At 41.7% G+C, this 3185-nt stretch carries 5 protein-coding genes; 1 reads left to right on the forward strand and 4 read right to left on the reverse strand.

Going from position 1 to position 3185, the window contains the following annotated elements; translation table 11 throughout:
• Positions 1-17: 17 nt before the first annotated feature.
• From gmk to F6K52_RS34495, 4 genes are all read right to left on the reverse strand, one after another.
• A complete protein-coding gene (gene gmk / locus F6K52_RS34480; RefSeq protein ID WP_293089431.1) occupies positions 18-578 on the reverse strand; it encodes a guanylate kinase in 561 nt (186 codons plus the stop codon).
• Positions 579-602: 24 nt separating this feature from the next.
• Positions 603-869 (reverse strand): extracellular matrix/biofilm regulator RemA, encoded by a 267-nt coding sequence (gene remA / locus F6K52_RS34485; protein WP_293089433.1) that lies wholly within the window; start codon positions 867-869, stop codon positions 603-605.
• 203 nt (positions 870-1072) lie between these two features.
• Positions 1073-1888 (reverse strand): RDD family protein, encoded by an 816-nt coding sequence (locus F6K52_RS34490; RefSeq protein ID WP_293089435.1) that lies wholly within the window; start codon positions 1886-1888, stop codon positions 1073-1075.
• Positions 1876-2490: a hypothetical protein gene (locus F6K52_RS34495; RefSeq protein ID WP_293089437.1), complete on the reverse strand. Its 615-nt coding sequence runs from the start codon at positions 2488-2490 to the stop codon at positions 1876-1878. The genes F6K52_RS34490 and F6K52_RS34495 overlap by 13 nt, the downstream gene beginning before the upstream one ends.
• Before the next feature lie 377 nt (positions 2491-2867).
• Here F6K52_RS34495 and F6K52_RS34500 point away from each other — a divergent pair, with 377 nt between their 5' ends.
• A complete protein-coding gene (locus F6K52_RS34500) occupies positions 2868-3185 on the forward strand; it encodes a hypothetical protein (protein ID WP_364421188.1) in 318 nt (105 codons plus the stop codon).

A 3185-nucleotide genomic window follows, 5' to 3' on the forward strand; every position in this document is an offset into this window, starting at 1 on the left:
TCTTTGTATTTAATGACTTAGTTTGGCGATGGAAAAATAACTGCTTCCAAGCTTTGTAGAGCTTCTTTGAAGTCTTTATTAACAATAGTCACATCAAATTCATCAGCAGCTTCAATTTCGGCTTTGGCAATAGAAAGGCGTTGCGCGATTACTTCTTCACTATCCTTACCCCTCAAGCGAATCCGCTGCTCTAATTCATCTAGACTGGGGGGTAGTACAAAAATACGGAGGGCAGAGGGAAAGGTTTTATTGATTTTCCTTGCCCCAACCAATTCTATTTCCAAAATAACTGACCTACCCTTCTCAAGAAGCTGCTTGACTGGCAAACTAGGTGTACCGTAGTAATTACCAGCGTACTCAGCCCACTCTAAAAGCTCACCCCCTATCATCATTTCTTCAAACTGGTCACGACTGACAAAGTAATAGTGTTTACCATGCACCTCCCCAGGACGAGGTTGCCTGGTGGTTGCTGAAATCGAAAGATCAAGTTGTGGGTGTCGCTTCAGGAGCTGCCGTAGCAAGGTTCCTTTACCAACACCAGAAGGACCAGTTAATACAATGAGTCTCCCTGCTTCCATGTTGAGTCTAGTTAAGCTTCAAGCTTAATTATTACCATTGTGACTATCTTTATTGATTACGAAGCGATGGGCAACAGTTTCTGGCTGAATTGCCGATAGGATGACATGGCTGGAATCGGTCACAATTACCGCTCTGGTGCGACGCCCGTAGGTTGCATCAATAAGATATCCACGCTCTTTTGCCTCAGTAATGATCCGCTTGATAGGAGCAGACTCTGGAGAAACAATTGCTACAACTCGGTTTGCTGAAACAATGTTACCAAAACCAATATTAATCAGCTGAATGTCCATGAGCAACTAACGGCAAAAGCCGGATGAGAAGCTAGTATAAGTATTCAAGTACAATAGTAGCGACATTAATTTAGCCTTACAAGCCTAAAATCTGGTAAAAAACCGGATTTTAAGGAGTCATCCGTCTTCACTGTTGCTGTACATAGGTTATTTTGTTCCGACATAAGCAACCCATGGCTCAAGCTTGATCAATGGTGCGTGGGTCAGTAATCCTGGGATGATAACTGCTGATAGGCAAGGTACACAGCCTCCAGAAACAAGTTATCTGTGACACCATTAGGTACCTTTTCCAAGGCAATCATGTCTTTGACCTGATCAGCTAGTTGTCCGCTTAACTTAGCTTTTGCATGAAATGTCATTGCCTTGCGCCGCTGCAAATACTCTCGAATCATACCAAAGTCTTCTGGCTGCAAGGGGGACAAATCTGCCTGGTTTTGGAGCTGATTGGCTAAGGCTTGAGCCTGATCGGAGATCTTGAAGCTAGCAGAAGCAATAGGCTGCTCTTCTTGGACTACCAGGGTTCCTGCTAACCAATCTCCCAAGCGTTTTTCTCGTTTGCTAAAGATAATTAAAAATACTCCCAGGAACCATAAATCATCAACAGGTCTGAGCAAAGCACGTAGGGTAGCTTGCTGTAGTCTGACTGGTCTAGCATCATCACGAATGACACGAATTTTGCCATAGCGCTTACCCGGTGTTTGTCCCTGCCATAGGGTTTCAAACAAAACGAAATAACCGACGTAAATCGAGAAAGTAATAAATATATAAATGGCTACTAGCCATAGCCTTAAATCATTAATACCCAAAAAATAGTCTAATAAGTCCAGCAGTTGGGAAGATAAAAAGCCCCAAGCAATTAGAAATACTAATAAAATTAATCCTAAGACAATATAATCAATTAGCAAGGCATAAGCTCGACTGCCAATCCCTGCTAACGTTAATTCTAATTCAACACTTTCTGGGGTTTGTATAGTGACTCGATTAAAAAAATTAGTCGGTGTTGAGGTTAGCTTCCCCATAGCTGCAAATCTAGACCTTCTTTACGACTACATAGATCGTAGTATATCACTGATTTAATGGCTTGCCAGAAGGGAACTAACAAGGCACCACTAGCAAAGCTCAGCCCAAAAACTAGGACTAAATACAGCCAGGCAAAAATTGCTGATTCTTGAGGAAACAAAAGAGATAAAATAGTTTGAATCATGAATGTAGCTATTTGTAAAGCAATCGAAATAGGTAGTGATATTAAAAAGCCAACAATTACTATCCCTTGAATACGTAATATAAATCCCTGAGTTAATTTCCAGCTGCGACCAATTGCTGCCCTGGCACCGATAGAATTTTCTTCTATAGCCAGCGGTATTTCATAAATTAACAAGCGAGATATAACCCAGCTCAATCCAAAGAAAAAAACAATCATCAAAATAATCACAACCAGAAGTCCTATGATAGTCATAGCAATACTATTCTCAGGGAGAGTATTAATATTTTCTAAAACAGTACTGCTATTGCCGGAAATTAAACCAAGGACTCCGAAAAAGAGACCAAGAAAAAAAGAAATGATAAATACTACTAAGATTGCTGCTCCAAGAGTTATAAATGATACTAGGAAAGTTATCAATGATACTAGGATCCCTGCTCTGAAAAAACTCCACATCCTAGGATTTACATGGCTCCGTGCCTCATTCACTGTTTCTGGACGTTCAATGATTTCCCTAAACGCTAGACGTGAGATTAGCCCAAACATGGCACAAAACTTAGCCCAGCCATATATGGGAACTAATAGCCATAGATAACCGATAAAAGCTAGACGATAATATAACTTAAAATGATCGCGGTAGATCCGCAGACCGACATTAACAACATTACCAATACTGAGTGGTCCTAAAGATTGGTTGGGACTAGGCTCATAAGACATGGGTCGATGGGGCTATTGATGGCAAGACAAGTTTTAACGCTATCTTAAGCGAGGTTTACGAAAATTACCCCGAAAACTTTATGAATATTAAACGTTGGATTGGGCGGCGGGAAGCAAATTGGAAACAGTTGGATACCCTCCTCCAACAAGTGGAGAAACGAGGAATCAAGTCCTTGCCAGGATCCCAAATCAAGGAACTCGCTAGTTTGTATCGCTCCGTATCAGCGGATTTAGCCCGTGCTAGAACTAACCAAGTAGGCAATACCCTGGTCAAGGATTTACAACGACTAACCTCTCGGGGCTATAACCAGATTTATCAAGGTTCTCGCCGTCAAGACTGGCAAGGCTTAGGGGAGTTTTGTCGCTGGGGTTTCCCTGCTATAGTGCAACAGACGTGA

Origin of the sequence: Moorena sp. SIO3H5 (assembly GCF_010692395.1) — a bacterium.
Lineage (GTDB): Bacteria > Cyanobacteriota > Cyanobacteriia > Cyanobacteriales > Coleofasciculaceae > Moorena.